The organism is Nocardioides zhouii, from assembly GCF_004137345.1.
Classification (GTDB): Bacteria; Actinomycetota; Actinomycetes; order Propionibacteriales; family Nocardioidaceae; genus Nocardioides; species Nocardioides zhouii.
Genome location: NZ_SDWV01000004.1, coordinates 97,136 through 119,708 on the forward strand (window position 1 = coordinate 97,136; position 22,573 = coordinate 119,708).

The 22,573-nt window shown below is 70.7% G+C and carries 22 protein-coding genes and 1 other RNA gene; 4 read left to right on the forward strand and 19 right to left on the reverse strand.

Going from position 1 to position 22,573, the window contains the following annotated elements; translation table 11 throughout:
* Positions 1 to 3: 3 nt before the first annotated feature.
* Positions 4 to 645 (reverse strand): response regulator transcription factor, encoded by a 642-nt coding sequence (locus EUA94_RS05175; RefSeq protein ID WP_129425386.1) that lies wholly within the window; start codon positions 643 to 645, stop codon positions 4 to 6.
* Positions 642 to 1,784 (reverse strand): sensor histidine kinase, encoded by a 1,143-nt coding sequence (locus tag EUA94_RS05180; protein ID WP_129425388.1) that lies wholly within the window; start codon positions 1,782 to 1,784, stop codon positions 642 to 644. Before EUA94_RS05180 ends, EUA94_RS05175 begins: the two co-directional genes overlap by 4 nt.
* A 182-nt stretch (positions 1,785 to 1,966) precedes the next feature.
* On the opposite strand from EUA94_RS05180, the gene EUA94_RS05185 reads away from it, so the two are divergent.
* Entirely contained in the window at positions 1,967 to 2,791 is an 825-nt protein-coding gene (locus tag EUA94_RS05185; protein WP_129425390.1) for a CPBP family glutamic-type intramembrane protease, read from the forward strand.
* Between the two features lie 161 nt (positions 2,792 to 2,952).
* Here the strand turns inward: EUA94_RS05185 and ssrA are convergent.
* From ssrA to EUA94_RS05200, 3 genes are all read right to left on the reverse strand, one after another.
* Positions 2,953 to 3,323: a transfer-messenger RNA gene (gene ssrA, locus EUA94_RS05190) on the reverse strand.
* Between the two features lie 40 nt (positions 3,324 to 3,363).
* The gene (locus tag EUA94_RS05195; protein WP_129425392.1) at positions 3,364 to 3,939 is read right to left on the reverse strand and encodes a hypothetical protein; all 576 of its coding nucleotides are present in this window, start codon (positions 3,937 to 3,939) and stop codon (positions 3,364 to 3,366) included.
* Positions 3,940 to 3,944: 5 nt separating this feature from the next.
* Positions 3,945 to 5,234 (reverse strand): hemolysin family protein, encoded by a 1,290-nt coding sequence (locus EUA94_RS05200; protein WP_129425394.1) that lies wholly within the window; start codon positions 5,232 to 5,234, stop codon positions 3,945 to 3,947.
* 83 nt (positions 5,235 to 5,317) lie between these two features.
* Between EUA94_RS05200 and EUA94_RS05205 the strand changes: the two genes are divergently transcribed.
* A complete protein-coding gene (locus EUA94_RS05205) occupies positions 5,318 to 6,094 on the forward strand; it encodes a maleylpyruvate isomerase family mycothiol-dependent enzyme (RefSeq protein WP_129425396.1) in 777 nt (258 codons plus the stop codon).
* On the opposite strand, the gene EUA94_RS05210 is transcribed toward EUA94_RS05205, so the two are convergent.
* The 5 genes from EUA94_RS05210 to ftsE form a co-directional block, all read right to left on the reverse strand.
* A complete protein-coding gene (locus EUA94_RS05210) occupies positions 6,054 to 6,956 on the reverse strand; it encodes an amidohydrolase family protein (protein WP_242494685.1) in 903 nt (300 codons plus the stop codon). The two genes, EUA94_RS05205 and EUA94_RS05210, sit on opposite strands and share 41 nt — an antisense overlap.
* Positions 6,949 to 7,428, reverse strand: coding sequence for an SsrA-binding protein SmpB (gene smpB / locus EUA94_RS05215; protein WP_129425398.1), 480 nt, complete (start codon positions 7,426 to 7,428; stop codon positions 6,949 to 6,951). The genes EUA94_RS05210 and smpB overlap by 8 nt, the downstream gene beginning before the upstream one ends.
* A 44-nt stretch (positions 7,429 to 7,472) precedes the next feature.
* Positions 7,473 to 8,714 (reverse strand): peptidoglycan DD-metalloendopeptidase family protein, encoded by a 1,242-nt coding sequence (locus EUA94_RS05220; RefSeq protein WP_129425400.1) that lies wholly within the window; start codon positions 8,712 to 8,714, stop codon positions 7,473 to 7,475.
* A 98-nt stretch (positions 8,715 to 8,812) separates the two neighbouring features.
* Complete coding sequence (gene ftsX, locus EUA94_RS05225; protein ID WP_129425402.1) at positions 8,813 to 9,724, reverse strand: permease-like cell division protein FtsX; 912 nt, start codon at positions 9,722 to 9,724, stop codon at positions 8,813 to 8,815.
* A gap of 45 nt (positions 9,725 to 9,769) precedes the next feature.
* Positions 9,770 to 10,459, reverse strand: a complete 690-nt coding sequence (gene ftsE, locus EUA94_RS05230; protein ID WP_129425404.1) for a cell division ATP-binding protein FtsE — start codon at positions 10,457 to 10,459, stop codon at positions 9,770 to 9,772.
* Positions 10,460 to 10,586: 127 nt separating this feature from the next.
* On the opposite strand from ftsE, the gene EUA94_RS05235 reads away from it, so the two are divergent.
* Entirely contained in the window at positions 10,587 to 11,093 is a 507-nt protein-coding gene (locus tag EUA94_RS05235) for a SigE family RNA polymerase sigma factor (protein ID WP_129425406.1), read from the forward strand.
* A complete protein-coding gene (locus tag EUA94_RS05240; protein WP_129425408.1) occupies positions 11,086 to 12,327 on the forward strand; it encodes a hypothetical protein in 1,242 nt (413 codons plus the stop codon). Before EUA94_RS05235 ends, EUA94_RS05240 begins: the two co-directional genes overlap by 8 nt.
* 58 nt (positions 12,328 to 12,385) lie before the next feature.
* On the opposite strand, the gene prfB is transcribed toward EUA94_RS05240, so the two are convergent.
* The 9 genes from prfB to EUA94_RS05285 all read right to left on the reverse strand — a co-directional run bounded on the left by prfB (position 12,386) and on the right by EUA94_RS05285 (position 22,573).
* Positions 12,386 to 13,501: a peptide chain release factor 2 gene (prfB, locus tag EUA94_RS05245; protein ID WP_129425410.1), complete on the reverse strand. Its 1,116-nt coding sequence runs from the start codon at positions 13,499 to 13,501 to the stop codon at positions 12,386 to 12,388.
* Positions 13,502 to 13,608: 107 nt separating this feature from the next.
* Entirely contained in the window at positions 13,609 to 14,391 is a 783-nt protein-coding gene (locus EUA94_RS05250) for a hypothetical protein (RefSeq protein ID WP_129425412.1), read from the reverse strand.
* A gap of 60 nt (positions 14,392 to 14,451) precedes the next feature.
* Positions 14,452 to 16,200: a malto-oligosyltrehalose trehalohydrolase gene (gene treZ / locus EUA94_RS05255; protein WP_129425414.1), complete on the reverse strand. Its 1,749-nt coding sequence runs from the start codon at positions 16,198 to 16,200 to the stop codon at positions 14,452 to 14,454.
* Between the two features lies 1 nt (position 16,201).
* Positions 16,202 to 18,481, reverse strand: a complete 2,280-nt coding sequence (gene treY, locus EUA94_RS05260; protein ID WP_129425416.1) for a malto-oligosyltrehalose synthase — start codon at positions 18,479 to 18,481, stop codon at positions 16,202 to 16,204.
* Entirely contained in the window at positions 18,478 to 20,658 is a 2,181-nt protein-coding gene (glgX, locus tag EUA94_RS05265; RefSeq protein ID WP_129425418.1) for a glycogen debranching protein GlgX, read from the reverse strand. Before glgX ends, treY begins: the two co-directional genes overlap by 4 nt.
* A gap of 98 nt (positions 20,659 to 20,756) precedes the next feature.
* Complete coding sequence (locus EUA94_RS05270) at positions 20,757 to 21,266, reverse strand: hypothetical protein (RefSeq protein WP_129425420.1); 510 nt, start codon at positions 21,264 to 21,266, stop codon at positions 20,757 to 20,759.
* A gap of 4 nt (positions 21,267 to 21,270) precedes the next feature.
* A complete protein-coding gene (locus EUA94_RS05275) occupies positions 21,271 to 21,684 on the reverse strand; it encodes a pilus assembly protein TadG-related protein (RefSeq protein ID WP_242494686.1) in 414 nt (137 codons plus the stop codon).
* Between the two features lie 38 nt (positions 21,685 to 21,722).
* Positions 21,723 to 22,175 (reverse strand): hypothetical protein, encoded by a 453-nt coding sequence (locus EUA94_RS05280; protein WP_129425422.1) that lies wholly within the window; start codon positions 22,173 to 22,175, stop codon positions 21,723 to 21,725.
* The gene (locus EUA94_RS05285; protein WP_129425424.1) at positions 22,172 to 22,573 is read right to left on the reverse strand and encodes a TadE/TadG family type IV pilus assembly protein; all 402 of its coding nucleotides are present in this window, start codon (positions 22,571 to 22,573) and stop codon (positions 22,172 to 22,174) included. Before EUA94_RS05285 ends, EUA94_RS05280 begins: the two co-directional genes overlap by 4 nt.

Here is a 22,573-nt window from a genome sequence, read left to right on the forward strand (position 1 = left end):
GCCTCAGCCGCCCAGCCCCGCCCGGTGCGCCAGCATCACCAGCTGCGCCCGGTCGCGCGCGTCGAGCTTGGTGAGCAGGTGGCTCACGTGGGTCTTGACGGTCGAATAGCTCACGACCAGCCGATCCGCGATCTCGAGGTTGGACAGCCCGAGCGCCACGGCGACCAGCACCTCGTGCTCGCGCTGGGTGAGCGGAGGCAGCTCGACCACTTCCCTCTCCCCCTTCGCGAACCGGTCGAGCATCCGCCGGGTCACTTCGGGAGCCAGCAGCGCCTCGCCTGCGGCCACGACCGTGACCGCACGTACGAGGTCGTCGGGCTCGGTGTCCTTCAGGACGAAGCCGCTGGCTCCTGCGCGGAGTGCCGCGACGACGTAGTCGTCGGCGGCGAAGGTCGTCAGCACCAGCACCTTCACGCCCGAGGTGATCGGGCTGGAGGTGATGTGGCGGGTCGCCTCGATGCCGTCCATCCCCGGCATCCGGATGTCCATCAGCACGACGTCGGGCAGGTGCGTCCTGGCGGCCGCCAGCGCACCGGCGCCGTCCGACGCCTCCGCCACCACCTCGATGCCGGGCTCGGCGCCGAGGATCATCGCGAAGCCCGACCGCACCAGGGCCTGGTCGTCGGCCACCACTACGCGGATCACGGGACGACCTCGCGCGGCAGCACCGCGTGCACGCGGAAGCCTCCCTCGGCCCCGGCGCCGACGCTCAGGTCGCCGTCGTACATCGCCACGCGCTCGCGCATCCCGGCAAGACCGTGACCTGACGTCTCGCCGCGGGCGGGACCGCGCCCGTCGTCGGTCACCTCGACGGTGACCGTGTCCGCGCCGTAGGCGATCCCGACGTCGGCGCGCGTGGCCGCCGAGTGCTTCAGGCAGTTGGTGAGTGCCTCCTGGACGATGCGGTACGCCGCGAGGTCGATACCGGGCGAGACCGCGCCGCGCTCGCCGGTCACCGTCAGTTCCGCCGGGAGTCCGGCCTCGCCGACCCGGCCGACCAGTGCCTCGACGTCGGACAGGGTCGGTGCGGGAGCCCGCGGCGAGGGGGACTCCTCCTCGTCCCTCAGGATGCCCAGCAGGTGACGCATCTCGGTCATCGACCGGCGGCCGGTCTGCTCGATCTCGGCCACGGCGGCGCGGGCCCTGACGGTGTCGCCCGTGTCGAGGAGGCGGCCCGCGGCGCCCGCCTGCACGACCATCACGCTCATCGAGTGACCGAGCACGTCGTGCAGCTCGCGGGTGATGCGGAGCCGCTCCTGGGTCGCGGCGGCGCGGACGTCGACGACGGCGCGGTCACGCCGGTCCCGGACCCCGGTGCCGAGCAGCAGCACCGCTCCGAACGCGGCCGCATTGATGACAGTGCCCTCTGGACTCAGGTCGACGGGGTCGAGGAACCACGTCAGCACCAGTGCTGCCGCCACGATCACCATGGCGCGCTGGCCCGTACGGGCAGTGCCGTGGGCCGTCGCCGTGTACGCCGCCACGATCGGGCCGAGGGTCGCCGCTCCGACGGTGCCGTCGATGACCACCAGACCGAGAACACCCGTCAGCGTGAGCAGGAGGGTCACCAGCGGCCAGAGCCTGCGCAGCGCCAGGCTGCCGACCGCCAGCACGGTGAGCGACACGGTCAGCGGGCCGTCCTCGCGGTTCGCGGCGACCGACTCGGAGCCACTCAGGTTCACGACCAGCGCCACGCCCAGGCACGCCGCGGCGAGGAGGACGTCGAACGCGAGACGCCCCTCCGGACCGGCAGCGACTCGGCGGACGCGCTCGGTCAGGGACACAAGCGTCACCCTAGGTCCGCCCCGCGGTGGCCCACCTCGGTCTGGAGGATGAGAACGGCGCTCGGAGCCGGCACCCGGGTACCGCTCGAGGTCGGGCCCGGAGCCCGACGCCCGCAGCGCCCGGTTCGCGGGAGCGTGGCTCTGCTGGTTCCGACCGGAACCGCACGACCCCGGGAGACCCGATGACCACGCCCGTCCAGCTCGTCCGGAGACATCCGATCTCCGCCTTCGCCGTGCTCGCCTGCCTGTTCGGCTGGATGCCGTACATCGTCACCGCCCTGGGCATCGGGTCCAACCCCGAGAACTTCCCCCTGGGTCCGGTGATCGCGGCGCTCCTGGTCACGTCCTGCCAGGGCCGCGAGGCGCTGTTCGCCTGGGGCAGGACCCTGCGGCGCTGGGCTGCGTCACCCTGGCTGTACGCCCTCGCGTTCGGCGCCCCGGCGCTCCTGCAGGTCGCGATCGTGCTGGTGAACCACCAGCTGGGAGCGCCGCTGCCGACAGCCGGACAGCTCGGCAGCTGGCCCGAGGTGCCGGTGACCTTCCTCGCGATGCTGGTGTTCGTCGGGCTCGGCGAGGAGGCCGGCTGGACGGCGTTCGCCGCCCCGGTCCTGCTGCGACGCTTCGGACTGCTCGGGGCGTTCGGTGTGCTGGCTCCGCTGCGGATCTTCTGGCACCTCCCGCTCATGCTCACCGGTGACATGCCACTGGTGGTGGGCATCCTGGGCAACGCCGGCTTCCAGCTGGTCGTCCTCCTCCTGCTGCGGAACCGCCGCGGTTCGTGGACCCTCGCCGCCGTCTGGCACTCGATGCTCAACGCGTTCGGCAACGCCTTCTTCTTCTCGATGGTCACCGGTGCCGACCGCGACCGCCTGAACGTGCTCCTCGGTCTCGAGTACGCCCTGGTCGCCGCCGTCGCGATGGCGATCTTCCACCTCGCCGGACGACGCCACGAAAAGGAAGGCCCCGAGCTCGAGGTCGACGAGCCCGACCGGCTACTGGTCGGCTGACAACCGTCGGAGGGGTGCGGGTGGCGAAGCTCAAGAGACCGCACCATCGGAGCAAAGGGGGTGCGGGTGGCGAAGCCCCCGCCGCCGAGCGCAGCGAGGCAACACATGGCGAAGGCGACGTGGTCAACGGCGAAGCCGTGACACACGTCGCCCTCGATCGAGCGTGGAGCTGCGGGGAATCGAACCCCGGTCCTCGAGCGTCGAACCAGGTCTTCTCCGGGTGCAGTCAGTGTTGTCGCTTTTCTCGGCCCCGGCGCTCGCACAGACACGTCGCCGACAGGCCCAGTCAGGATTGAGTCCCGATCACCCCTCCTGACAGAGAGTGATCAGCAAGTCTCCTAGATGAGGCCTGGGTCCGGGACGGAGACGGGCGCCCGGTCAGACCCTTCGATCACTGCTCAGGCAGCGAGAGCGAAGTCGTTGCGATTGGAATTGGCAACTATAGGTTTCCAGCGATCGTTTACGAGATGACGCTGGCTTCTCGACCCGCTTCCCCTGGAACTAACGTCCCAAGTCGAAACCGATCAGCCCCTCTTGAATTTTCAACGCAGACCGTCGAGCGCCTGCGCCCTTCAGTCTACGCAGCACAACCGACATCCGCCGAACGCTAATTCCGCTCGCCCCAGCGTCAGGCGCGCGTCGGTGACGATGTCGGCCATCTCGTCGACGGTCACACCGAGGTCCAGCTCGCGCGGGTCGCCGGTGATCGAGGCACCGGAGTAGTGGGCGATCACGTCCTCATCGTCGCGGCGGTCGATGACGTACACGACGCCGGGGTCCTCCTCGGGCTCCAGCTCCTGCCAGGCCAGCACGAGGTCGGACCCGTCGTGCTCCACGTCGACGCACTCGTCGAAGAACGAGCGGTCACCGCACACCAGCGGGCTGTCGGTGGTCGGGGCGACCGCGACGCCCAGGAAGTCACCGCGGCCGAACGACAGGGCCGCGCCGGGCGCGTCCACCTCGAGCTCGCGGGTCATCACGTCCCAGGGGTCGACGCGCTTCGGCTCGCGGTCGACGTGGTCGGCGACCACCGCCGCAATGCCGTCGGGAGTGAGCGGCACGGGCGCGTCACCCGACCCTGCGCCCGATCCGTCGGCGCAGGCGGAGACGACGACAAGCGGCACGAGTGCCAGCAGTCGTACGGCCATCAGCATCACTGCTCGGCCGGCTCCTCGGCCGGGGTCGGTGCGTGAAGTCGTACGCGCGTGATGCGGTGGCCGTCGACCTCCGCGACCTCGAGCATCCAGTCGTCGACGGGGACGCTGTCGCCGACGTCGGCCATCCGCGCGAGCCGGTGCAGCACGAAACCGGCGACCGTCTCGTACGGGCCGTCCTCGAGCTCGACGCCGGTCCGCTCGCCGAAGTCCTCGATGGTGAGGCCGGCGTCGACGGTCTCCTGGTCGGCGGCCGCGGCGATCTCGGCGTCGCGGTCGTACTCGTCGTGGATGTCGCCGACGAGCTCCTCCATCAGGTCCTCGAGCGTGACGATCCCGTCAGTGCCGCCGTACTCGTCGACGACGAGCGCGATGTGGGCGCCGAGGCTGCGCAGCTGGTCGATCGAGGGCAGCACCCTGTTCGTGCGCGGGAGGACCGGAAGATCGCGGGCGATGGCGGCGACGGTGGTCGCGTGGTCGTCGGCGCGGCCGAGGACGTCGCGCAGGTGGAGGTAGCCGAGCACCTCGTCGAACGACTCGCCGGTCACCGGGTAGCGAGTGTAGGGCTGCTCGACGATGACGGCGACGGCCTCCGCGAGGGTCAGGTCGCCGCTGAGGAACACGACGTCGCCGCGGGGTCGCATCACCTCGCTGATCGAGCGGTCGCCGGCCTCGAAGACGTCGTCGACGATCTTGCGCTCGCCCGCGGGGATGTCCTCGTGGCCCGAGATCATCATCCGGAGCTCCTCCTCGTCGACCTCGTCGCCGGAGGCGTCGGGGTTGCCGCCGAGCAGGCGGACGAGCAGGTTGGTGGAGAGCGAGAGCAGCCAGATCACCGGCTTCATCACAGTGGCGAACCCGCCCAGCGGCGGGGCGAAGAGCTTGGCGACGCCGACCGAGCGTTGGAGCGCCAGCCGCTTGGGCACCAGCTCGCCGAGCACGAGCGAGAGGTACGAGACCACCAGGGTCACGACGACCAGGGAGACAGTGTCGGGCGCCGGAGCGCCGAGGCCCTCGAAGACCGGCGCGAAGGACGGTGCGAGCGTCGAGGCGCCGAATGCTGCGGAGAAGAAGCCGGCGACCGTGACGCCGATCTGCACCGCGGAGAGGAACCGGTTGGGGTCACGGGCGAGGGAGGCGACGGCGTGACCGCGGCCGCCCTGGGTGTCGAGCCGCTCGACCTGGCCGGAGCGCAGCGAGACCAGCGCAATCTCCGTCGCGGCGAAGACACCACCGGCGAGGATGAACGCGAGGACGAGCAGGACGTCGATCCAGGTTCCGGACTCCACGGCCACAACGTATCGAGCGCGCACCATACGCGGCTCCGGGAGCGCAGCGGGAACAAACGGTCCGCGGTCCGGTTGTGACTGACATGACCGTCCTCGTTGACCAGTCCATCGCCGAGCTCCGCGCCACCCACGACCGGCTCGCGGCGCACGTCGCCACGTTGACGGCCGAGGACCTCGCCACGACCAGCGGCGCCGACCAGTGGACGGTCGCCGACGTCCTGTCGCACCTGGGCAGCGGCGCGGAGATCGCCCGCCACACCCTCGTCGCCGCACTGGGCGACGACGCCGACCGGCCCGAGAACACCGCCGTGTGGGATCGGTGGAACGCGATGAGCCCCGCCGACCAGGCGGAGGCATTCGTCGCGAGCGACGCGCGCCTGGTCGAGCTCTACGAGTCGCTGACGCCCGAGCAGCGCGCCAGGACGAGCGTCGACCTCGGCTTCCTGCCGGCCCCGGTGCCCGTGGCGACGGCGGTGGGCATGCGGCTCAACGAGCAAGTGATGCACGACTGGGACGTCCGCGTCGCGACCGACCCCGACGCCGCCCTCACCGGCACCGCGGCGGAGCTGCTGCTCCAGCACTACGCCGACGGCATGGGCTTCATGCTCGGGTTCATCGGCAAGGCCGATCGGGTCGACGCACCGACCCGCCTTGCGGTCGGCGAGCACACGCTCGCAATCACCGACTCCGTGGCCATCGAGGCCGACACGAGCGACCCGACGGCGACGTACGCCGGTCCGCTCGAGGCGGTCGTACGCCTGGTGGGTGGCCGACTCGGCGAGAACCACACGCCGACCGACGCCACCGTCACCGGCAACGTCACCCTCGACGAGCTGCGTCAGGTGTTCCCGGGCTACTGAGCAGGGCGGCCGTGTTGTCCCAGCACACCGCGCGCAGCCACTCGTCGCCCAGGTCCAACGCGGCGAGCGCGTCGAGCTGGACGCCGTACGCATAGGGGATAATCGGGAAGTCGCTGCCGAGGTGCACCTTGCCGCCCAGCCCGAGGTCTCGCAGCCGCGGCAGCAGCTCCGCCGGGTAGGCGCCGCCGCCCATCTCCTCGAAGAAGGGCGTGAACGCCATCGTCGTGTCGAGCGCGACCCGCTCGTAGGCCTCGGCGAGCCGGAGGAACTCGGCGTACTCCGGCGCCCCGGCGTGGGCGATCACCAGCCGCAGCCGCGGGTGGCGCGCCAGCAGGTCGGCTACCGGTCCCGGGCCGGTGTGCTCGGTGGGGACCGGGCCGCTGCCCGCGTGGAGCACGACCGGCGTGCCGGTGTCGGCGACGACACCCCACGCCTCGTCGAGCAGCGGGTCGGTGACGGTGAAGGCACCGACCTGCACGTGGATCTTCCAGACCTCGACCGTTGCCGATCGCTCGGCGACGTACGCCGCCACGCCGGGCTCGGGGAAGAACGTGCCGCACACCGCCGCCTCGGGCACCCGCGCCGCGAAGCCGACCGCCCAGTCGTTGAGGAACTCGGCCATGTCGGGCTTGTGCGCGTAGGGCAGCGCGGTGAAGCGGCGTACGCCGAACGAGCGCAGCGTCTCGACGAGCACGTCGTCCTCGTCGCGGTAGCGCAGCGGCCACGCGCGACCGATGAGTGGACCTGCGGAGTCGAACTGGGCGCGCACCTTGGCCATCACCCGCGGCGGCAGGAAGTGGGTGTGCAGGTCCTGCAGGCCGGGGAGGCCGAGGTCTCGGGCGAAGGTCCGAGGATCAGTCACGGTGCCCCTTGAGCCGGCGCTGCACCGCCTCGACCTTCTCGCGGTTGGCGTCGCGCTCGGCGAGGGTGTGGCGCTTGTCGTAGGACTTCTTGCCCTTGGCGAGGGCGATCTCGACCTTCGCCCGGCCGTCCTTGAAGTAGAGCGCAAGCGGGATGATCGTGTAGCCCTTGTCGGTGATCTTGCGCTCGATCTTGTCGATCTCGGAGCGGTTGAGCAGCATCTTGCGGCGCCGGCGCGCGGTGTGGTTGGTCCAGGTGCCCTGGCTGTACTCCGGGATGTGCACGCCGAGCAGCCACGCCTCGCCGTTGTCGATCTCGGCGAAGCCGTCGACCAGCGACGCACGGCCCATCCGCAGGGACTTGACCTCGGTCCCCACCAGGACGAGCCCGGCCTCCCACGTGTCCTCGATGTGGTAGTCGTGGCGCGCCTTCTTGTTCTGCGCGACCATCTTCTGGCCCTGCTCCTTCGCCATGGGTTCATTCTCCCAGAGCGTGTCCAACGAGATGCGTGCGCCCGTCAGAACCAGTTCATCGGGTCGACGGCCTGGCCGTTGGCCATCACCGTGAAGTGGAGGTGGCAGCCCGTGGACCAGCCGGTGTCGCCCTCGTAGCCGAGGACCTGTCCTTCGGTGACCTGGTCGCCGACGCCCACGGTGTAGCCGCTGGCGTGGTTGTAGATCGTGGCGACGCCCTTGCCGCCGAGGACTCCGTGGTCCACGATCAGCCGGTTGCCGTAGACACCGCTCCAGTACGACGCGATGACCCGGCCCGGAGCGGCCGCACGGAGCGGGGTGCCGCAGCCGCCGCCGAAGTCGACGCCGTCGTGCAGGCCCCAGTAGTGGTAGATGGGGTGTGATCGGTAGCCGAAGGGCGACGTGACGTAGCCGTCGACCGGCATGGCCAGCAGTCCGGTCGAGGGACCGCCGGGGGCCGACCTGGCCTGGGCCCGAGCGAGCGCGCGGGCCCGGGCGACAGCGCGCGCGGCACGCTTGCGGAGCATCTCCTCGATGCGGTCCTGCTGCTTCTGGTGCTTGCGCAGCTTGGCCAGGTCCTGCGCGCGGGCCTCGCGGGCGTCGACCCGGGCGTCGCGGCGCTCGACGACGAGCGCGACGACGGAGTCCTTGGCGTCCTGCTGCTCGGTCTCGAGGGCCTGCATCAGCTCGAGGTGCTCGGCCGCGGCCTCGCGCTGGTCGGCTACCTCGTCGCGCGCCTCGGAAACCTGGTCCTCCTGCACCTCGAGGAGCACCTCGGCGGCCTTGAGCTGGTCGTACGCCCGCGCCTCCTGGCCCACGATCACGTCGCGTACGCCGTTGCGGCGGGTGAGCTCCTCGGTCGTGACCGCGTCGAGCATCGCGGAGAAGGCGATCAGGTCGGGGTCGCCCTCGGAGTACATGTCGGCGACGGTGTTGGCGACCCGCTCGCGCTGGTCCTCGCGGTCGACCTGGCCGCGAGCGAGCTCGGCCTCGGCCTCGGCGAGGTCGAGCTCGGCCTGCGCCAGCTCGGCCTGCATCTCGGCGTCGCGCTCCTGCGCGACCTCGACCTTGCCGCGCGCCGTCGCGAGCCGGGTCTTGGCGACCGACAGCTGCTCGTGGGCCGCGGCGAGCCGGGCGGCCGCCTTGCGGAGCTGGGAGCTCGACTCGTCGAGGTCCTGGTGGGCGCCCTTGATCTGGCGCTCGACCTCGCGCTGCCGGTCCTTGAGGTCGTCGGCGTGCGCGGCGGACATGCCCAGTGCCAGGACCGCAACGAGTGCTGCGGCCATGCGGCGTTGAGCGGTACGGGGGAAGGGACGCACCGTGATTGCCTTCGTGTGAATGGAGCGTTCGGGGAAGAGAACGCTCAGACGGTAACCCCCGCGGCTCAGACTTTGAGGTATTTCCGCGTCAGCACGAGTGTCGGAAGCAGCGTCAGCAGCGGACCGAGGATCCCGACCGCTGCGGCAGCGAGCCAGAACTCGTCCCAGCCGATCCACGGGATGAACTTCAACGTGTCGTCGCCCCGGCCCTCGATGCCGAACTGCTGGACGGCGGCGAGCGCTCCCCCGGCCAGCAGCACGCCGATGACCGCGGTCACCAGCGCCTCGAGGAGGAAGGGCAGCGCGATGTAGAGCGTGGACGCGCCGACCAGCCGCATGATGCCGATCTCCTTGCGCCGCGCGAACGCCGCGAGCCGGATCGTGTTGGCCACCAGCAGCAGTGCGGCGAGGACCAGCACGGAGGCGGTCACCAGCGCCACCCACTGCAGCATGCTGAGCGCGCCCAGGATCGGGGCGATGACCTTGCGCATGTCCTGCACGCGGGAGACGCCGTCGAGGCCCTTCACCGCGCTCGTGATGCCCTCGAACTGCTCCGGGTCGTCGAGCGTGATCCAGATCGTCTGCGGCATGTCCTCGGCCGTGATGGCCGGGTTGTCGCCCGAGAACAGCTCCTCCCCGTAGAGCTCCTTGGCCTTGTCGAGGGCCGTCTCGCTCGACTCGAAGTGGTAGTCGGCGACCTCGGGGTTGTCCTGGACGACCTGCTCGATCTCGGTCTTCTGGGCGTCGGTCACCGAGCTGGGGCAGACCGGGTTACTGTCGCCGTTGCGGCACAGGAACACCGTGATCTGGAGCTGGTTGCCCCACTGCTCGGCGGCCTTGGTGGCCTGCTGCTGGAACAGCACGCCCATGCCGACGAGCGTGAGCGAGACGAACAGGGTCAGCACCACGGCCAGGTGCATGGACAGGTTGCGTCGCAGGCCCTGGCCGAGCTCGGAGTAGACGTAACGAAGCTGCATGGAGGTGAGGCTCTCGATCTGTCGGTTCGTGGGGGGAGGCGGGGCTCAGGCCTGGTGGCCGTAGACGCCCTGCGCCTGGTCGCGTACGACGTGGCCGTTCTCGAGCTCGATGACGCGCTTGCGCATCTGGTCGACGATGCCCGAGTCGTGCGTCGCCATCACGACCGTGGTCCCGGTGCGGTTGATCCGGTCGAGGAGCTTCATGATGCCGACCGACGTCGTGGGGTCGAGGTTTCCGGTGGGCTCGTCGGCGATGAGGATCATCGGCCGGTTGACGAACGCCCGGGCCACGGCGACGCGCTGCTGCTCGCCACCCGAGAGCTCGTCGGGCATCCGGTCGCCCTTGCCGCTGAGGCCGACCAGCTCCAGCGTCTCGGGGACGAGGTCCTTGATCTCCTTGCGGGACTTGCCGATGACCTGGAGCGCGAAGGCGACGTTCTCCGTGACGGTCTTGTTGGGGAGCAGCCGGAAGTCCTGGAAGACCGTGCCGATGTCGCGGCGCAACCGGGGCACCTTCCAGCTCGCGAGCCGGTTGATCTCCTTGCCGGCGACGTACACCCGGCCCGAGGTCGGGCGGTACTCGCGCAGCACGAGGCGCAGGAAGGTCGACTTGCCGGAGCCCGAGGACCCGACGAGGAAGACGAACTCCCCCTTCTCGACGTCGACGGAGATGTTGTCGAGCGCGGGGTGCGGGTGACCGGCGTAGGCCTTGGTCACCTTCTCGAAGCGAATCACGCATCGAGGCTACGTGAGGGGTGCGCGGGTTCTCGAAACGCGCGCCGCGGTGCAACCCGCGGGCGGTCCGGTGCGTGTTGGGTGGATGACGGCGCCTCCGGGGCGCCGACCGGGACGGGGGACGTGGATGACCGACGGGGCCGAGCACGAGTTCGCCGAGTTCTACACGGCGACCTGGCCGCGGACGCTCGCCTGCACGTACGCCCTCACCGGTGACCGCGGCGCGGCCGAGGAGCTCGCCCAGGAGGCGTACGTCAAGGCGTGGTCGCACTGGGACCGGGTCGCGGCCTACGACCAGCCGGCGTCGTGGGTGCGGCAGGTGGCCACCCGGCTCGCGGTGAGCAGGTGGCGCCGCAGCAGGGTCGCGGCGGCCTGGCTCGCCCGCAACCGCCAGCAGTCGACCGCTCCCCCGCCCGACGAGACCACGACGGCACTCGTACGCGCGCTCCAGCAGATCCCCGAGCCGCAGCGCCGGGCGATCGTCCTGCACCACCTCGCCGACCTCCCGGTCGCCGAGGTCGCCCGCCTCGAGCACTGCCCGGTCGGGACCGTCAAGGCCCGCCTGTCGCGTGGTCGCGGCGCCCTGGCCCTCCTCCTCGCCGACGAGCCGAACGGAGCTCCCACCCATGTCTGACCTCGACCAGAACCTCGACCGCGCCTTCGAGGCGCTCACCCGGGACCTCGCGCACTCCCCCGGCCCCGGGGCCGCGGCGGCCATGTCGACCAGCCGCCGGCGACGACGTACGCGGGTGGGTGCCGTGGCGCTCGCCGCGCTCGTCGTCGTGGGTGGCGGACTCGCCGTGCCGCGGCTCGTGTCCCCCGAGGACGGGGTGGCGTCGAACGGCCGCTCCGCACGTCTCGACACCGCAGCCATCGCCGCGGCCACCGACGGGTGGATCGGCGAGTGGGAGACGTGGGAGCGCTACTCGCCGTGGGGCGGCGGCAGCTTCTCGACAGCGTCGTGCTCGTACCTGGGTGGACCGGGCGGGGATCAGGTGCCGGAGCCGACGAGCAGGGGGAACTCCCGCTTCGTCAGCCACTCCGGAGCCTCGGCCGTCCTCGTCTTCTCGCGCTACGCAGACCCAGGCGTCGCCACGTCCGCCGAGGGGCTCTCCACACCTGCCCCGAACACGTGCGCCACCACGACGACGTACGACGTCGACGGCGTGCAGGTGCGCCACGACTCGATGCCGCCCGACCCCGTGTCGGACGCCGACATGTGGCTCGGCGACGTCTGGACCGTACGGATCGGGGCCGACCGTGCCCAGCTCGAGCTGGTCAACGACACCGGCGTGGCCGACGACGCGACCGCCGAGGAGGTGGCCGAGGCGCTCGTGGCGGGGCTGCGCGACGGCTGGACGCAGTCAGGCATGACAGAGGTCACGTCGCAGCCGGTTTCTAGGGGACAGCTGCCGGATTGGCCGGACGTGGACCTTGACGGGGCCTTGGCCGGATGGCAGAGCGCGTCGCGGGCGGAGGCCTCGCCCGACCCGAACGTGCCATGCCTCGACGAGGTGCTCGCCGGAGGCACGGGGAGGGCGTCGGCCGGCGGGACGCCGAGAGGCGTCACGTGGCGGGTCGCCGGCTACGACGGCGAGACGACGGCGTCGGCAGGAGTGGCGGCGATGCTCGATGAGCTCCGCTCCTGCCGGACGGGTGGGATGCAGGTCGAGACCCTGCCCAACGGCGTGCACGTGGTGACGTACGACGTCGGTGGCGAGGACGGCAGGGGCGCCATCTGGTTCGCGTCCAATGGCGACCGGGCAGGGCTCATCGCCGTCGACGGGGCCAACCGGCCGATGCCGATGGACGTCCGCGAGGACGTCGCTGACCTGCTCTACGAGATCCTGCGCCTGCCCTGGGACTGACCCGGCACCAACGTCATGAGAATCATCGGTTCGAACCCAGGATTCTCATGACGTCCGGTCAGGCGTCGACCTTGTCGGCGCCCCGGCGCCAGCGGATGCCGGCCTCCATGAAGTCGTCGAGGTCGCCGTCGAACACGGCGCTGGGGTTACCGGACTCGTGGCCGGTCCGCAGGTCCTTGACGACCTGGTAGGGGTTGAGGACGTAGTTGCGCATCTGGTCGCCCCAGCTGGCCTGCACGTCGCCCTTGAGGTCCTTCTTGAGCGCGGCCTCCTCGGCCTTCTTGCGGGCGAGGAGCTTGGCCTTGAGCACGACCATCGCGGACGCCTTGTTCTGCAGCTGCGACTTCTCGTTCTGGCAGGACACGACGATGCCGGTCGGGAGGTGGGTCAGCCGGACCGCCGAGTCGGTGGTGTTGACGGACTGGCCGCCGGGACCGCCGGAGCGGAAGACGTCGGTGCGGATCTCGTTCTCGTCGACCTCGATCTCGTCGGTCTGCTCGAGCATGGGCACCACCTCGACGGCGGCGAACGAGGTCTGGCGGCGGCCCTGGTTGTCGAAGGGGCTGATCCGCACCAGGCGGTGGGTGCCGGCCTCGACCGAGAGCGTGCCGTAGGCGTAGGGCGCGTGGATCGCGAACTCGGCGGACTTGATGCCCGCCTCCTCGGCGTACGACACCTCGTAGACCTCGACGCCGTACTTGTGCTGCTCGGCCCAGCGCGTGTACATCCGCATGAGCATCTCGGCGAAGTCGGCGGCGTCGACGCCGCCGGCGCCCGAGCGGATCGTCACGATCGCCTCGCGCTCGTCGTACTCGCCGGCGAGGAGGGTGCGGATCTCGAGGGACTCCACCGACTTCTTGATCCGGTTGAGCTCGCGCTCGGAGTCGGCGAGCGAGTCGGCGTCGCCCTCCTCCTGGGCCATCTCGACCATCAGGCCGAGGTCCTCGATGCGGGCCTCGAGGCCGGTGAACCGGTCGAGCTCGCCCTGCAGCGCGGAGAGGCGACCGGTGATGCGGGTCGCGCTGTCGACGTCGTCCCAGAGGTCGGGTGCGGCGACCTGCTCGCTCAGGTCGGCGATCTCACCGCGCATCCGGTCGATGTTGAGCACCGACCCGATGGTCTTCATGGTCGCCAGGAGCTGCTTGATCTCTGCGTCGTAGTCGATGCCTGCCACATCGGCCCACACTACGGCGCCGCCATGACGGGTGTCGAAAACAGCAGCGGCGAGCACTCCCGGGCCTGTGACCCCGGTCGTGCCCGCCGCTGCAGAACGGGTGCGCGTCAGCGCGTGCAGAGGACCTCGGGCGTGGCGACAGCGGCGGTCGCAGCCGGGGTCGCGGTGGTGCTGGCGTCGAGCTTCAGGCGGAAGACGCCGGTCAGGTCGAGCTCCTCGTCGGCGACGATCGTGCCCACGGCCAGCGGGTGCGTGGCGAGGGTCTTGCCGTCCGCCGACACGGTCACGGCGCCGCTGGAACCGGAGAGCGAGGAGTCGGTGAGGGCGTACGTCGCGCGCAACGCGGTGCACTTGCGACCGAGGGTGAACTCCGCGGTGGCCGCGGTGCCCGGGGTGACGGTCGAGAGGCTGGCGGTGAAGTACTCGGTGCCGATGGTCGCGCCGTTGCTCGCGAAGCCGGTTCCGGCGAAGGTGCGGTAGCCGAGCTTCTCCCAGCGGTAGACCTCGACCTCGACGGACGGGCTGGTGCCCTTGGCGAACCCGTTCGACGCGGGCTTGACCACGCGGTACTCGCGCGAGCCGGGCGTCGAGGGCTTGTCGGTGAGCTTGTAGGTCCCGTTGGCCTTGATCTTCGCTGTGCCGGTCGAGACCCAGCGCTTCTTGTTCCCCACGCGCTGCTGGAGGGTCACCTTCTGACCGGCGGCCTTCGGGGTGACGCGGCCGCGCACCTTGACGGTGTCCTCCTTGGCGACGGCGACCTCGATGTTGGCCGTGGCGCTCACCGAGTAGGCGCGGGCCTTGGCGGGTGCCGCCTGTGCGACCGGCGCGGTCAGCGCGATCGAGGAGGCGGCGACGGCTGCGGTGGCAGCCAGGGCGGTGATGCGGTTCATGGGATCTCCCTCGTGTGTGTACGGCCCGCGAGGGCCGGTTCGCAAGGGAGATGCGCCAGCTCAGGGATTAGTTGCGACCGGTCCGAGAAGTGCGCCGACATGGGCCGGCACGGTCAACATCCCGGCGGCGAGGGAGACCCCGCGCGGAGTCGCGAAGAGCACGTCCCGCCCGCCGACCTCGATGCGAGCCTCGTCCGAGCCGGCGTTGACGACCACCAGCAGGTCGCCGCGGCGCATCGTGAAGAGCCGGCCCTCGACGGTGCACGACACCGAGCCGAAGGACGGGTCGGTCACCTGCGGGAGCTCGCGACGCAGCCGTCCGAGCCGGCGGTAGCAGTCGAGCAGGACCGCGTGCCGACCCGTCGTCAGCTCGTCCCAGTCCAGCCGCGAGCGGTGGAAGGACTCCACGTCCTGCGGGTCGGGCACCTCGGCGGGGTCCCACCCCATCCGCTCGAACTCGGCGATCCGGCCGTCGGCGGTCGCCTTGCCGAGCTCGGGCTCCGGGTGCGAGGTGAAGAACTGGAACGGCGTCGAGGCTGCCCACTCCTCCCCCATGAACAGCATCGGCGTGAACGGGCCGGCCAGCGTCAGCAGGGCGGCGCAGGCGAGCTGGTCGTCGTCGAGGTGCTCGGCGAGCCGGTCGCCGCGGGCGCGGTTGCCGATCTGGTCGTGGTTCTGGTTGGCCACCACGAGCCGCCACGTGGGCATCCGGTCCGTGTCGACGGGCACGCCGTGGTCGCGGTCACGGAACGACGAGAAAGTGCCGTCGTGGAAGAAGCCGCGCTCGCAGACCTTGGCGAGCGCCTCCAGCGGCTCGAAATCGGCGTAGTAGCCGGCCGTCTCGCCACTGAGCGCGACGTGCACGGCATGGTGGAAGTCGTCGCTCCACTGGGCGTCGAGGCCGTGGCCGCCGGCCTCGCGCGGGGTGACGAGCCGCGCGTCGTTGAGGTCGGACTCCGCGATGAGCGTCAGCGGGCGGCGTACGTGGGCCGAGTACGCAGCCGTCTCGACGGCCATCTCCTCGAGGAGGTGCACCTCGGAGGTGTCGCTGAGCGCGTGCACGGCGTCGAGCCGGAGCGCGTCGACGTGGAACTCCTCGAACCACATGCGCACGTTGTCGAGGATGTAGCGGCGCACCTCGGCCGCGTCCTCGCCGTCGAGGTTGATCAGGTCGCCCCAGGTGTTGCGGCCCGGCTTGAGGTAGGGCCCGAACAGCGGGAGGTAGTTGCCCGACGGGCCGAGGTGGTTGTGCACCACGTCCTGCACGACGCCGAGACCCTTCGCGTGGCAGGCGTCGACGAACCGCCGGTAGGCGTCCGGGCCGCCGTACTGCTCGTGGACGGCGAACCAGGCGACGCCGTCGTAGCCCCAGTTGTGCGTGCCGTTGAAGGCGTTGACCGGCATCACCTCGACGAGGTCGACGCCGAGGTCGAGGACGTGGTCGAGCTTGTGCGCGGCGGCGTCGAGCGTGCCCTCCGGGGTGAACGTCCCGATGTGCAGCTCGTAGATCACCGATCCCGCGAGCTGGCGACCGGTCCAGGAGGCGTCGTTCCACGCGTACGTCGTCGCGTCCCGCCGCGACAGGCCGTGCACGCCGTCGGGCTGGCGGCGCGACCGCGGGTCGGGGCGCGGGTCGGGGTCGTCGTCGATCAGGTAGCCGTATTCGACGGCGGTGTCCGTTGCCGTCAGCGGCTCGCTGGGAGTCCACCACCCGTCGTCACCCTGCGTCATTGCGACGGTCTCGCCCGCCACGACCAGGTGCACCTGCTGCGGACGCGGTGCCCACACGTCGTACGGTCCGCGCTGCACGTCAGTCCTTCCTCACCAGCAGGGCAACAGGGTGCGTGGCGAGCAGGTGCTCCAGCCGGCCGTCGGTGTCGAGCCCGGTGAGCACGTCGTGCCACCGGCCCTCGGGCAGGTCGAGCGTCGTGTCGCCGCAGCCCGCAGCGGCGAGCCCCAGCGGGAGGCGGGTGACGACGGCGATCGCGCCACCGCGGTCGTACGCCACCACGTGCCCGGCGGCGGAACCCGAAGCGGAGACCGGCGTGTAGCCCGTGAACAGCTCGGGGCGCTCGCGGCGCAGCGTCAGCGCGGCGCAGGTGACGTGGAGCTTGGCGGCCGCGTCGTCCTCGGCGGTGCCGGCGAGGACCGCCTTGCGGTGCTCGAAGTCGACCGGGCGGCGGTTGTCGGGGTCGACCAGCGACGTCTCCCACAGCTCGCTGCCCTGGTAGACGTCGGGCACGCCCGGGATCGTGATCGCGAGCAGCTTGGCGGCGAGCGAGTTGGCCTGGGCCGGCTCGTCGATCCGCGCGGCCAGGCCGACCAGCACCTCGCGCACCTCGTCGTCGTCGAAGACCGCGTCGACCGCGGCGTGCACCGCGGCCTCGTACGCCTCGTCGGGCTCGTTCCACGCCGTCCGGTCGCCCGCCTCGCGCATCGCCTTCTCGGCATAGCCGTGCAGCCGTTCGCGGAGGTCGGGCAGGTGGTCGGGGGTCCAGGCGCCGAGCACGGCCTGCCACAGCAGCGAGCCGAAGCCCGGGTCGGGCACGGGCGCGAGCCGCAGCAGCTCGTCGAGCGCCTGCTCCCAGTGGCCGGGCTCCTCGGCCAGGACGGTGATCCGCGCGCGGACGTCCTCGCCGCGCTTGGTGTCGTGGGTCGACAGCGTCACCATCGCGTCGGGCCAGTCGCGCTGGCGCGCTGCCATCGCGGCGTGGAAGGCGTCGACGTCGACCGCGAAGATCGACGGGTCGCCGCCGACCTCGTTGAGCGAGGTGAGGCGCGACCACTGGTAGAAGGAGCAGTCCTCGACGCCCTTGGCCATCACCATGCCGGAGGTCTGCTGGAGGCGCCGGGCCGGCTGGCCCCACTCGTCGTTGAGGACCGGCTCGAGGACGTCGTACGTCGCCGCGAGCTCGGGACGCGACGCGCGCGCGGCGGCGAAGGCCTGGTCGAGGTGGTCGCGGCCCTCGGGGAGGTAGGAGCGGTAGACCGGGAAGCAGGCGAGCAGCTCGCCGATCGCGTCGGCCACGGCGTCCTCGTCGACTCCCTCGACCACCTTGGCCACCTCGCGGGTGATCCGCAGGACCTCGGAGTGCAGGATGCCGTCGGCGACGGCGCGCTTGTTGTCGTGGACCATCCGGTGCCAGTCGACCAGCGCACCGCGCAGCCGGTCCTCGAGCGCGGTGAGCGGCGCCTCGCCGGCGGGGTCGGTCAGCACGCGGTCGATGAGCGCGAGCGCGTCGTAGCCGGTGGTGCCGTCGGTCGCCCAGTCGGCGAGCAGCTCCTCCCCCGGCTCGAGGATCTTCTCGACGAGCACGTAGGCGCCGCCGGTGAGGGCGGCGAGGTCGTCGAGGTAGCGCTTCGGGTCGCGCAGGCCGTCGGGGTGGTCGACGCGCAGCCCGTCGACGAGGCCCTCGTCGAACCACCGCTTGATCTCCGCATGCGTCTCGGCGAAGACCTCCGGGTCCTCGACGCGTACGGCGGCGAGGGTGTTGACCGCGAAGAACCGGCGGTAGTTGAGGTCCTCGTCGGCCGCGCGCCAGCTGACGAGGTCGTAGTGCTGCTCCTCGAGCGTGGTCGTGCCGGGGGCCAGCGGGAAGCGCTGGTCGTGGTAGCGGACCTCGCCCTGGGCGACGGCGATCGTGATCGCGTCCTCGTCGTCGTCACCGATGACGGGGATGACGAGCCGGCCGTCACCGGCGGCCCAGTCGACGTCGAACGCGGTCGCGTGCTCGGACTCGCGGCCGAGCTTGAGCACGTCCCACCACCACGGGTCCTCCGACGGCGTCGCGACGCCGACGTGGTTGGGCACGATGTCGACCAGCACGCCCATGCCCAGCCGCCGCGCCTCGGCCGACACCGCGGCGAGGCCCTCCTCGCCACCGCGCTCGACGTCGACGTGGTCGAAGGCGACCACGTCGTAGCCGTGCGTGCTGCCGGGCTCGGAGGCCAGCAGCGGCGACAGGTAGACCCAGTCGACGCCGAGGTCGTGGAGGTAGGGCAGCACGCCCGCCGCGTCGAACAGCGTGAAGTCGGGACTGACCTGCAGCCGGTAGGTGCTGTGGGGCGTACGTCGGGCGGGATCGGTCACGTGGTCTCCGTACCCGTCCTGGCGGCGAGCGATGCCGCCACCGAGTGGTCGGGGCTGGCCGTCTGCTCGGAGTGCTCGCGGAGCACGACGAGGCAGTGCGTGGACAGCTCGAACGCGGCCCCGGCCTCGTACATCGGGTCGGCATCGGCGTTGCCGCCGGTGTCGATGACGACGTCCCACGCGGCGGCGTACTCCTCCGTCGGGAGGGTCACCTGCGCCGGACCGTCGGCATTGAAGTAGAGCAGGAAGTGGTCGTCGGTGATGGTGCCGCCGCGGGCGTCCTTGCCGGCGATGCCGTTGCCGTTGAGGTACATCCCGATCGCCTTGCCGCCCTCCCAGTCGCCGTCCTCCATCGGCTCGCCGTCGAGGTCGAGCCAGACGATGTCGTTGAGCCGCTCGCCGTCACCGGTGCGGACGGTGCCGCCGGTGAAGAAGCGCTTGCGGTGGAAGGTCGGGTGCTCGGCGCGCAGCTTGGCGACCGCGGAGGTGAACTCGATGAGCGGCTTGTCGGCGTCGGCCCAGTGCACCCAGCTGATCTCGCTGTCCTGGGCGTACGTGTTGTTGTTGCCGTCCTGCGTCCGGCTCATCTCGTCGCCGTGCAGCAGCATCGGCACGCCCTGGCTGAGCAGCAGCGTGGCGATGAAGTTGCGCTGCTCGCGGGCGCGCGCCTCGAGGATCTCGGCGTCGTCGGTCGGGCCCTCGGCGCCGTGGTTCCAGGACCGGTTGTGGCTCTCGCCGTCGTTGTTGTCCTCGCCGTTGGCGTCGTTGTGCTTCTCGTTGTAGGACACGAGGTCGCGCAGGGTGAAGCCGTCGTGGGCGGTGACGAAGTTGATGCTGGCGAACGGGCGCCGGCCGGAGTGCTCGTAGAGGTCCGAAGAACCCGACAGCCGCGACGCGAAGTCGCCGAGCGACGGCTCGCCGCGCCAGAAGTCGCGGACGGTGTCGCGGTAGTCGCCGTTCCACTCGGTCCACTGCGGCGGGAAGCCGCCGACCTGATAGCCGCCGGGGCCGATGTCCCACGGCTCGGCGATCAGCTTGACCTGGCTGACGACCGGGTCCTGCTGCACCATCTCGAAGAAGGTGGACAGCTTGTCGACGTCGTAGAACTCGCGGGCGAGGGTGGCGGCGAGGTCGAAGCGGAAGCCGTCCACGTGCATCTCGGTCACCCAGTAGCGCAGCGAGTCCATGATCAGCTGCACCGAGTGCGGGTGGCGCACGTTGAGGGTGTTGCCGGTGCCGGTGTAGTCCATGTAGTAGCGCTGGTCGTCCTCGACGAGGCGGTAGTAGGCCGCGTTGTCGATGCCCTTGAAGCTCAGCGTCGGGCCGAGGTGGTTGCCCTCGGCGGTGTGGTTGTAGACCACGTCGAGGATGACCTCGATGCCGGCGACGTGCATCGCCTTGACCATCGCCTTGAACTCCTGCACCTGCTGGCCGAGGCCGGTGGCGGAGTAGTCGGCGTGCGGCGCGAAGAAGCCGAGGGTGTTGTAGCCCCAGTAGTTGCGCAGGCCCTGGTCGAGCAGCGTGGAGTCCTGGATGAACTGGTGCACCGGCATCAGCTCGATCGCGGTCACGCCGAGCTTCTGCAGGTGGGCCGTGATCGACGGGTGCGCCAGCCCGGCGTACGTCCCCCGCTGCTCCTCGGGCACGTCGTGGTGCAGCTGGGTGAGGCCCTTGACGTGCGCCTCGTAGATGAAGGACTCGTTGTAGGGGATCGCGAGGCGGCGGTCGCCCTCCCAGTCGAAGAACGGGTTGATGACGACGCCGTGGGTCATGTGCGCGGCGGAGTCCTCGTCGTTCTTGCTGTCCTCCTCACCGAAGTTGTAGGAGAACAGGGACTGGTCCCACTCGATCTCGCCGCTGGTCGCCTTGGCGTAGGGGTCGAGGAGCAGCTTGTTGGGGTTGCAGCGCAGGCCCTTCTCGGGGTCCCACGGGCCGTGGACGCGGTAGCCGTAGCGCTGGCCCGGCTGGACCGTCGGGATGTAGCAGTGCCACACGTACGCGTCGACCTCGGTGACCTCGAGCTTGGTCTCGACGAAGGCCCCGGCGTTGTCGGGGTCGGGCTCGAACAGGCACAACTCAACGCGCTCCGCGATCTCGCTGAAGATCGCGAAGTTGGTGCCGCTGCCGTCGAACGTCGCGCCGAGGGGGTACGCCGTGCCCGGCCAGGTCTCAGTCATGGCTCGACGCTACCGGCGCACCCGGGGGTGGCGACGATTCGTCCACCCCGTCAGGTGGTGGCGGTGACGACGGTCACGAGGACCACCCAGGACCCGCGCTACCTGTTCCGGCGCTTCCTCATCCACCCATGTGCCGCTGCGCCAGTCGCGAGCGCGGCACCACCGATCACGAGCCACCCGACTCCGACCATTGACAGCGATTGCGCGAGAATCAGACTGATGCCTATCAGTCCCATCATCCCGATACGTGCCGCAGTTGCGGCGGGAGAACGCGTCGACCGGCCCTGGTCCGCGCCCACTCGCTTCGATTGAATCGTTGCCACGGCTACGCCAGCGACAACGCTGCCTATGAGTGCCGACGCCAACAGCCAGGGCTGGACCTTCGCCTCGGGCACCATGAGAGGCATCGCGAGGTAGAAGCACATGAAGATCACTGCCATCGCAAGGAGTCGACGAGGATCGAGATCCCCTGTGGCCGAACTGTCGACCGCCCCGTTGCTCCTCATGAGGTCTCCTTTGCTCGATGCCCCTTGGGCGTCGACGACGACGAGAGGACGACGGTGGAGCCACAGGACGCTAGGTCCGTCCGTGCGCTCCACTGTCGCCACGAGCTCATCGGACCACGACCGTGACCGCGGCGGTGCTGCTGGCGCCGACGGTGGGGTTGGCCGGCGAGCCGGGGATGGTGAGCGGCAGGTCGAGCGGCGCCTGCAGCCGGACCGTGACCGAGCGACCGATCGGATCGACGCGGACGCCCACATCGATCCCGGGGAACCGCGACGCCGCATCGGCGCGAGCGAGGTACTCGCGGACGGCGGCCTCGACCGCGGCTTCCTGCTGGATCAGCCGCGCGTCGCCGAGGCCCTGCTCGTAGATCGCGGCTGACCCGAGGTCGGCACCGTAGAGCGCCGCGCCGTCGGCGAGGTTGTCCAGGCCCTGGCGCTGGAGGTACGCCGCCGAGGCGTCGATGACGACCACGATGGCCATCAGCAGGATGCCGGCGAAGCCGATGATCAGCAGCGTCACCTGGCCGTGCTCACTGTCGTTTCTTCGGATGGGGGGCTTCACTCGTCGTCCTCCTGCGCGCTCTCGACGTACTGGCCGATCGGCACCGTGTGGGTCGCGTCGAGGGAGAAGGTCGCCGCTCCCTTGCCGAGGATCGTGGGAAAGAACGGCAGGTCGACGCCGGAGTCGACGCTGACCGTGATGACCGAGGTGCCGACGTGGCAGTTGTCGCCGGGCGCCTCGCAGGTGATCCGGACGCGGGCCCTCTGACCGGGCGTGCCCTGGTCGGCGAGGACCTGCGCGACGGCCGCGCGCGCCCGGGCGTCGCCGGTGGCGTCGTCGGGAGCGAGGGCGTACGCCCGGCCTGCGGCACGTGCCGCGGCGCTCGTCGCGAAGGCGCCCTGCTGGACCTCGAACACGGAGACGACGATCCAGATGAGCGGGACGATGAGGATGATCGCCAGCCAGCTGAACTCGATCAGCGCCGAGCCCGCCTCGTCGCGGGGCTTCACGGTGCCACGACGCTCTGCTCGGCGACGGCATGGCCCTCGACGCGTACGCGGACGCCGGTGCCGCCGAGCCCGAGCACGGTGACCTCGGCCTCCACGACGGCTTCGTAGCCCGGCGCCCCGCCGACCAGCGCCGGGCGCACGCTGACAGATCGCACGAAGTCCTGCGACAGCGCTCCGTCGATCAGGTCCTCGACCTTGGCCTGACCAGCAGGTGCCGAGGACCCGGCGACCGCGGCATGGCGTGCGCCCTCGGCGGCGGCCGACGCGAGCGTGTTGCGCACGTGGAGGACGAGGGCGAGCTGGAGGATGCCGAGCACCAGCGGCAGCAGGACCAGCAGGACGAGCACGAAGTCGACGACTGCTGCCCCGCGCTCGCCGGCGCGAGCGCGACGGGTCAC

What these genes read in the sequence shown, in the direction of transcription:
- EUA94_RS05185 (WP_129425390.1), top strand. Translation starts at nt 1,967, where the DNA reads ATGACCACGCCCGTCCAGCTCGTCCGGAGACATCCGATCTCCGCCTTC.
- EUA94_RS05205 (WP_129425396.1), top strand. Translation starts at nt 5,318, where the DNA reads ATGACCGTCCTCGTTGACCAGTCCATCGCCGAGCTCCGCGCCACCCAC.
- EUA94_RS05195 (WP_129425392.1), bottom strand. Translation starts at nt 3,939, where the DNA reads ATGGCCGTACGACTGCTGGCACTCGTGCCGCTTGTCGTCGTCTCCGCC.
- EUA94_RS05235 (WP_129425406.1), top strand. Translation starts at nt 10,587, where the DNA reads ATGACCGACGGGGCCGAGCACGAGTTCGCCGAGTTCTACACGGCGACC.
- EUA94_RS05240 (WP_129425408.1), top strand. Translation starts at nt 11,086, where the DNA reads ATGTCTGACCTCGACCAGAACCTCGACCGCGCCTTCGAGGCGCTCACC.
- glgX (WP_129425418.1), bottom strand. Translation starts at nt 20,658, where the DNA reads ATGACTGAGACCTGGCCGGGCACGGCGTACCCCCTCGGCGCGACGTTC.
- EUA94_RS05250 (WP_129425412.1), bottom strand. Translation starts at nt 14,391, where the DNA reads ATGAACCGCATCACCGCCCTGGCTGCCACCGCAGCCGTCGCCGCCTCC.
- ftsX (WP_129425402.1), bottom strand. Translation starts at nt 9,724, where the DNA reads ATGCAGCTTCGTTACGTCTACTCCGAGCTCGGCCAGGGCCTGCGACGC.
- EUA94_RS05220 (WP_129425400.1), bottom strand. Translation starts at nt 8,714, where the DNA reads ATGGCCGCAGCACTCGTTGCGGTCCTGGCACTGGGCATGTCCGCCGCG.
- smpB (WP_129425398.1), bottom strand. Translation starts at nt 7,428, where the DNA reads ATGGCGAAGGAGCAGGGCCAGAAGATGGTCGCGCAGAACAAGAAGGCG.